The 6,979-nt window shown below is 62.9% G+C and carries 8 protein-coding genes; 1 reads left to right on the forward strand and 7 read right to left on the reverse strand.

What is annotated here, in order from left to right; translation table 11 throughout:
* Positions 1-4: 4 nt before the first annotated feature.
* Genes VMA09_19350 through VMA09_19380 form a run of 7 tightly spaced genes read right to left on the reverse strand, consistent with a single transcriptional unit; the run spans position 5 to position 6,325 of the window.
* Positions 5-997 carry a FliG C-terminal domain-containing protein gene (locus VMA09_19350; GenBank protein HUA35775.1) on the reverse strand — a complete coding sequence of 331 codons (993 nt, stop codon included), beginning with the start codon at positions 995-997 and terminating at the stop codon, positions 5-7.
* Entirely contained in the window at positions 958-2,142 is a 1,185-nt protein-coding gene (locus tag VMA09_19355; GenBank protein ID HUA35776.1) for a hypothetical protein, read from the reverse strand. Before VMA09_19355 ends, VMA09_19350 begins: the two co-directional genes overlap by 40 nt.
* The gene (locus tag VMA09_19360; protein HUA35777.1) at positions 2,142-2,855 is read right to left on the reverse strand and encodes an OmpA family protein; all 714 of its coding nucleotides are present in this window, start codon (positions 2,853-2,855) and stop codon (positions 2,142-2,144) included. Before VMA09_19360 ends, VMA09_19355 begins: the two co-directional genes overlap by 1 nt.
* A gap of 24 nt (positions 2,856-2,879) precedes the next feature.
* Positions 2,880-3,704, reverse strand: coding sequence for a MotA/TolQ/ExbB proton channel family protein (locus VMA09_19365; protein HUA35778.1), 825 nt, complete (start codon positions 3,702-3,704; stop codon positions 2,880-2,882).
* The gene (locus VMA09_19370; GenBank protein ID HUA35779.1) at positions 3,701-5,038 is read right to left on the reverse strand and encodes a sigma 54-interacting transcriptional regulator; all 1,338 of its coding nucleotides are present in this window, start codon (positions 5,036-5,038) and stop codon (positions 3,701-3,703) included. Before VMA09_19370 ends, VMA09_19365 begins: the two co-directional genes overlap by 4 nt.
* Positions 5,039-5,040: 2 nt before the next feature.
* A complete protein-coding gene (locus VMA09_19375) occupies positions 5,041-5,430 on the reverse strand; it encodes a FliM/FliN family flagellar motor switch protein (GenBank protein ID HUA35780.1) in 390 nt (129 codons plus the stop codon).
* Positions 5,417-6,325 carry a FliM/FliN family flagellar motor switch protein gene (locus VMA09_19380; GenBank protein ID HUA35781.1) on the reverse strand — a complete coding sequence of 303 codons (909 nt, stop codon included), beginning with the start codon at positions 6,323-6,325 and terminating at the stop codon, positions 5,417-5,419. Before VMA09_19380 ends, VMA09_19375 begins: the two co-directional genes overlap by 14 nt.
* Positions 6,326-6,649: 324 nt before the next feature.
* Here VMA09_19380 and VMA09_19385 point away from each other — a divergent pair.
* The coding region (locus tag VMA09_19385) for a flagellin (GenBank protein HUA35782.1) at positions 6,650-6,979 on the forward strand (330 nt) is incomplete at its 3' end.

Consider the following 6,979-nt stretch of genomic DNA (forward strand, 5'->3'; position numbering starts at 1 on the left):
GTCCTCAACCGATAAGATCCTGGTCGACGCGGAGGCGGATCTTGCCGTCGCGATCCATCTGGATTGCGAGGTCGGTTATCTCGCGGCGCGCGGCGCGCACTTCGCGCAGCGGCACCTTGCCGATATCTTCCATTTCCTGCTCGACGATACGCTTGACCTGGTCGGGCAGCGCGCCAAACACGATTTCTTTCTCTTCGTCCTTGATACCCTTGAGCGCGAGCGCGAGGCGCTCGGGCTTGACCTCGACGAGGACTGTTTGCTGGGCACGACTGTCGAGTTTGAGGAAATCCTGGAAGTGGAACATTTCCTGTTCGATTGCGGTCGCGCGCTTGGGGTCGCCGGCGCGAATCTTTTCGACGATCGCCGTCGCGCTTTCGGAGTCGAGCTGGTTGAGCATCTGCGCGGCGCGCCGCGGCCCGGCATTCGCGTCGGCGTCATCGATTCCGACCGAGGCGCTGAAGCTCTCCTCGATCGCACGCAGGATCGCGTCGAGCGCGCGGCCCGGCACCGAGGCCGAGCGCGCCAGATGATCGACCGTGTCAGCGCGCAGGTCTTCGGGCAGCGCGCACAAAACCTCGGCCGAGTAGCGCGCCGGCAGTTGCGCCAGCACGATCGCCATCGCTTCAGTGCGTTCGCCGCGCAGCACCTGCGCCAGCGCTTCGGGTTTCACGCGCTCGGAGATCATGCGCCAGTGATCGTGACGCAGGATCTGGTCGGCGCTCTCGGGACCGAACGCCATCACCAGCGCATCCTTGAAATGCGTGGTCGGATTGACGAAGCCGGTTTCGAGGAAGGTCTTGCCGACGATCATCAGCTGATCGTCCGATGGCATCCCGCTGCGAATCAGCTGCTCGTAGCCCTGCATCAGCATCGTCAGCTCGTTGCTGCTGAGATGCTTCATCACGTTGGCGAGCACGTTCTTCTCTAGCGTGAGCACGAGCAGCGCCGCGCGATTCGTTACGCCAAGTTCGCCGCTGCCTTCTTCCTGAATAGCCATCGATCGTCTTTCCTTCCCGGAGGTCCTGCGCCGAGCGTTGATATCGTCGCCACAAGGCTGTCGTTCTCGATCGCGACCGATGCGGTGGCGATCGTTCGTCCGCCTGCTACAAAACGAACCATCGGTTTGAATCCAACTTCCGGTTCGACTTCGAGTTCATCATCGGGAGTGAGTGCCGCGATCATTCCGGTTGCGATGCGCAGCCGCGCGATGACCGCCGCGAGCACGATTTGCCCGCCGCTGAACCCATGCGGCAGCGTCGAGGGATTGCGCTCTGGTCTGATGTCGATGGTGGTCTCGGGATCGTCGAATCGCGCGCGGATTTTCGCAAGCCGCACGCCGCCGGCCTCGAGCCACGCGTCGGCGCCGTCGGGCAGAATGATTTTCTGACCGATTTTTATCGCGGCCAAATCTTCCGCGTCTGTCGCCCAATTTCCCAGCACCACGTCAACCCGCATCGGCAGCTCCGAGGCTGCGGCGCGCAACCGCGGCGATTCGCCGGCCAGGCGATCCGTGCCCGCCATGTCGCGCACCGCGTTTATGATATTGCTGCTGATCGCGATCGTGACCGTCGTTGGATTCGGCAGCGCGCCAACTCGAAAGTGCAGGACGACGAGATAATCCTGCAGCGAGAATGCGAGAGTGTCTTTGAGCCGTTCGCTCTGCCGCGTCGCCACCAGGTGGCCGAGGCCTGCCGATGCGTATGCCGCCCCGAGCCGCGTCAGCATCAGGTTGATCGCGTCACGTACGATCGCGCCCTCGATACGCGAGAAGCCGCGCCGCGCCGGTTCGGCCTCGTCTTTGAACTGGCCGATGCTGAGCCGGTTGTCGACGAACGTCCGCGCCTGCGCATCGGGCAGCAGCAGAAAACCGACGATCTCGGTTCTTTCGATTGCGAACGCGGCAGTCTGGCATTCGCCGCTGTCCTTGTCGCTCAGTTGCTGGAAGTTTTCGAACGACAGGCCCGCGAACTCGAACTGCTCGCCGCGCGCGAGGAAGTCGCGCAGCGTCGATGACCAATCCTCGGCGAGGTTCTGATGGATGCGCTCGATGGTGACTCGCCGGCGGGGCCGGATGATCGGCCGCCACATCTCGTAGAGCGTGATCTCTTCGCCGCTCTGGCCGGTTTGCTGCTGCGCGTCCACTACGGCTGCTCCGTCGGCTTGATAACGATTTCGACCCGGCGGTTGCGGGCGCGCCCTTCGTCGGTTGAGTTGTCGCCGATGGCGCGATAAGGGCCATAGCCGGCCACCGCGAAGCGCGCTTCGGGAATGCTCGAATGCGCCACAATATAACGCAGAACGCTGGCCGAGCGCGCCGCGCTCAACTCCCAGTTATCGTGAAAGCGCTCGGTCGAGATCGGATTGGAGTCGGTGAATCCATCGATCTCGAAATTGTTGGGCAAATCGGAGATCGTTTTGATCAACGCGTCGAGCGCGGGTAGCTGGGGGGGATTGATCTCAGCCGCACCGCTGTCGAAGAACTTCGCCGCGGACAGGGTAACCACCATCCCGCGGCTGTCGGCGTGAACCTCGATTCCAGAATTAGGAAATTTCGCGAGTGCATGCTGGATGCTTTTGCCGATGGTCACCAGCTGATGCTTCTGCCCGATCGCCATCAAATCCGGACCGCTCACGGCTGTCGCGCCGAGGCCGGGCCGTATCCCGCCCATGTGCGGGCGCGCGCCGACCGCGGTCGCCATGGCCACCCAGTCACGATTGACCTGCTGGCCCGACGACATCGACAGCGCGTAGAGCAACACGAACAGCGCGAACAGCAACGTGATGAAATCGGCGTACGACACGAGCCAGCGTTCGCTGGAATCGTGACCGCCGCCGCCTTCGTCGTTATCTTCCATGGTTGAATTCCTGGCGCGGCAGCGTCAGGCTGCGGCCTTGGCGGCTTCCTCGGTCTTGGCGTGGGTGCCGGATGCGGGAGTTAAGCCCTCGCTGAGTAGTTGCCGCAACGCGATTGCGCCCATTCCCTCGCGCATCGCCTTGACGCCGGTCACAACGATCTTGTCGAGCTGCTTTTCCACACGGGCGCGTGAGCGGATCTTCTTGGCGACCGGGTACGCGATTAAGTTCGCCGTGCCGACGCCGTAGACCGTCGCGACAAAGGCCGTCGCGATGCCGACTCCGACCTTCGACGGGTCATTGAGCTGCTGCATGGTGTGAATCAAGCCGAGCACGGCGCCCAGGATTCCGAAGGTCGGCAGATAACCTCCGGCTGCGTCAAATACCTCGGCCCCGGCGTTGTTGTGTTCGATGCGCTCGTGAAAAGTGCGTTCCATGATGGTCGCCATCGCTTCGGGCGACACGTTGCTCACAATCAGGTTGAGTCCGGTCGCGAGCATGCCGTAGCGCTCCTGCTTGGCGTAGCGCTGCAGCGGGACCAGGCCCTCGCGCTTCAAGATGGTCGCGTAATGGACCATGCGATCGATGAGATCGAAGGGGTCGGGTGCGTCCTCGCTGATGACCTTGCGCATGTCGCGAAGCGCCGCCATCAGGTACTTGGGCGAGAACGACAGCATGCAGGCGGCGATGGTTGCGCCGAGCACGATGAGCGCGGCGCTTTTTTGCAGCAGGCTCGAAAGCTCTCCGCCCTCGAGCCATTGGCCGAACAGGATGCTGCCGGGACCGGCGAGGATCCCCAGCACGCTAACCAGATCGATCTTGCCTGGACCGACGTTGGCCTTGGAGCTCATGGCAGTGGGCTCCCGAGCGCGGCGGCGGCCGGAGCGAACGCTGAGTCGTCGTTAACGCTGGCAAACAACGGCGCCGGCTGGCCGCTCGGCGACGCCGCGCTCGCGGCATGCGCAGACCTGCACCTGGTGCGACGGCGAGAGAGTCCCGCCTTGGTGATGTGATACTGCAGTGCGCGTGTCGTAATACCGAGCCGCCGTGCGGCTTCGATCCGATTGCCGCCCGCGGCCGCGATCGTGCGCAGGATCATTTCGCGGCGCGCCTCTTCGCGGCTGTTCTTCCAGCCGCTCACTTTCTCATCCGTCTCGGACTGCGCGACCACCAGGTGACGCCGAATATCGGCAAGGTCAATCAGGCTCGAACCGCTTTGCAGCGGTGCGATCGCGAGCCGCGTAACGAGGCTCTCGAGCTCGAGCACATTGCCGGGAAATGAGTAGCCGCCCAGGATCTTGAGCGCCATCGGCGTGAACATGCGGCGCGGATTGGCCCGATGCAGAAAGTAGCGCGCGAGCATCGCCACGTCGCCGATGCGATCGCGCAGCGAAGGCAATTCGAGGCTGAAAACGTTGAGCCGCCAGTAGAGTTCGCGCCGCAGTTCACCGCGAGTCAGCAGTTGTACAACTTGCCGATTGGTCGCCGAAATAATTCTCAGTGAACCTGCCTCTGCCGGATCGGTGGCCGGAATGCGATCGACCGCCTGCAGAAACTGCACGAGTTTCATCTGCGCGGCCTCGCTTAACTCCGCCAGTTCATCGAGATAGACGATCGCCGCCCCGGCCGACGATCCGTGCGGCCCGGCTTCGGGCAAATCATCGAGGCTCAAGAGCTCGGCATCGTCGAGGCTGGCGCAGTTGAGCGTAAAGATTCCGCCCCGGCATCGGCTCGCACAATGAATCAAGCGCGCCACGTTATACTTGCCCGATCCGATCTCGCCGCTGATGATTACCGGCACGGAGCTGGTCGCAACGCCAATCGCGCTCTTGACGATCGCGAGCAGCGCCCCGTCGCCGGAGATGAGCGCGGGCTTGAGTCCAAGTGCGCGGGAGATGACGAGACTGGCAGCAGCCTGCCAGTTGTCAGTCGCCAGATCCGCGTTGGCCCGCGCCGGACGCGAGCCGCGCTCGGCCAAATCGATACTGACGACCTCGGTTCCGGCTGGGCGCGCGCCCATGAAATCAACATAAAGTGGCGCGTGATGCTTTTGCGCGTAGGGCAGAACGTCGATTCCGGCGTGGGCGAGAAAATCCCCGAACTCGGCAGGAGCGCCGGGGCCGAGGCTGACGCGCGGCAGCGTGGCGCTCGTTGCTGACTGAAAATTGTTGGATGGTGCAAGCATGGTCAGCGAAGTCCCGCGGGCCGTGTGGCTTTGTCGGGGCTCACGAGTTCGATGATTCGCGCGCCGATCTGATCCTGCATCAGCACCACTTCCGCCCGCGCGAACAGCGCGCCGTTGACGTAAACCTCGACCGGGTCGCCGGCGTGGCGATCGAGCCGGATGCTGGCGCCGACATCGAGCTCGTCGAGCACTTCACCGAGCGTCATCACGGTGCGCCCGATCTCGACCTGCACCGTCATCGGCACCTGCTTGAGCACGCTGAAGTCGGCGCCATCGAGGCCAAGCGAGGCGAGATTTGGCGATCCGGTTTTGGCCGCGCTGGTTTTGGCCACCGGCGGCGGCGCCTGGATCTGGACTTCCGTCGGGCTGCTTGAAGTTTCAGGAGTCTCCATCACATTCCCCTTGTCGGTGAATAAGAAAACGATTCCATCCGCGGTGCTGCACAACGGTGCCGCTGAACAAGGCGTGGCCGCCGCAGTGCAGTTCGATGCACGGCACGCCGTTCGTCAATTTCTGCAACAGGATGATCGAGCCGGGCGCGAGGGCGCGGACTTCGTTGAGCGGCATCATCCGATGTCCGAGCACGGCGTCGAGCCGCACCCGCGCTCCGGATAGGAGCTTGCGCGCGCGACTGGCAGGATTGTCATGGGCGTTGACGGTTTTCGGCGGCACGAGCCGGGTCCGAACCTGCAGGATAATCGAGAGCGGAATACCGATATCGATCGCGCCGCCTCCGGTGTGACCGACAAGGCATTTAACGCCGGTCGTAACGATCTGCTCCGCGGGCGGCAGCGCATCCGGAACCAGCCGCGGGCTGTGCTCCATTCGCATCAGCTCGAGGTCAGTGCGCGAACCGAAGAAAATTCCGAACACCCTGCGCAGAACGGCGGCCAGAGCCAATCCCAGCGTACTCTGCAGGATGTACTGTTCGGTCAGCGACAGCTTACGCTCACCGCCGTCGCGCGGCTGCGAGGGCGAATCCGCGTAAAAGGCGGCATCGACCAGCGCAAATGCGAGCGACTTCTCGAGCCGCACCACCACCGCGGCTTCGCCGTCGAAACCCAGAATCGCCAGATGCTGCGCGTGCGGATCGGTACAGAACTCGACCATCGTCTCAGCGCCCTGGCTGACCTCGAGCATTCGCACCGCGCAGCGCAACGAGCGCGCCAGTTCCTCGCGCAACTGATCGAAGAGCCGCTCCGCAAGCAGCCGCAGCTGATGCAGCTCAGAGCGTTCAAGCCCATAGCTGTCAACGAGCGCGGGAATTCCGGTTTGCGTCTTGTGCACGACGGAAGGGGGAGCAAGGAAAGTACCATCGCAGCCCGGGTGCGGCGCATTGGGAAAGCACTAGGAAAACTTCGTTCGTTACTGGGCGCGGATTCTGCGCCGCATCGCGGCGAGGTCGATATCTGACACACGCGGTGTGCCAGGTGTGACGCGGCCGGACACCGAAAACATCGTTTCGTTCAGTGCAGGAAAAACTCCTTCCTGTTGGCCCTCCGATTCGTCCCTCTCACACTGCGCTACGGCAGTCTCATAAGTGAAAGCCGGTTACAACAACCGGTCACAAAAACGGCATCAATGATGCACTGCAAATAAGAGGAAACTGTCATGTCCCTTAGTATTATCACCAACATAGGATCGCTGACCGCATCGAATGCGTTGACAGCCAACCAGAACGCACTCAACGACTCGATCGCCCAGCTCTCCAGCGGCAAACGCATCGTCAATGCGTCTGACGACCCGGCAGGCATTGCAATGGCGATGGAAACGCAGGGCCTGATCGGCGGCCTCAACCAAGCCTCTTCCAACACCTCGAACGCGCAATCCTTCCTGCAGACCGCTGACGGCGCCCTGTCGAACATCGGCACCCTGCTCCAGACCGCGCAGCAGCTCGCGACCGAAGCCGCCGACGGATCGTTCAACGGCACGCAGTTGACG

Source organism: Candidatus Binataceae bacterium (genome assembly GCA_035508495.1).
GTDB lineage: Bacteria > Desulfobacterota > Binatia > Binatales > Binataceae > JASHPB01.

Coding starts and splice junctions, on each gene's coding strand:
- VMA09_19360 (HUA35777.1), bottom strand. CDS start 2,855: ATGGAAGATAACGACGAAGGCGGCGGCGGTCACGATTCCAGCGAACGC.
- VMA09_19375 (HUA35780.1), bottom strand. CDS start 5,430: ATGGAGACTCCTGAAACTTCAAGCAGCCCGACGGAAGTCCAGATCCAG.
- VMA09_19370 (HUA35779.1), bottom strand. CDS start 5,038: ATGCTTGCACCATCCAACAATTTTCAGTCAGCAACGAGCGCCACGCTG.
- VMA09_19365 (HUA35778.1), bottom strand. CDS start 3,704: ATGAGCTCCAAGGCCAACGTCGGTCCAGGCAAGATCGATCTGGTTAGC.
- VMA09_19350 (HUA35775.1), bottom strand. CDS start 997: ATGGCTATTCAGGAAGAAGGCAGCGGCGAACTTGGCGTAACGAATCGC.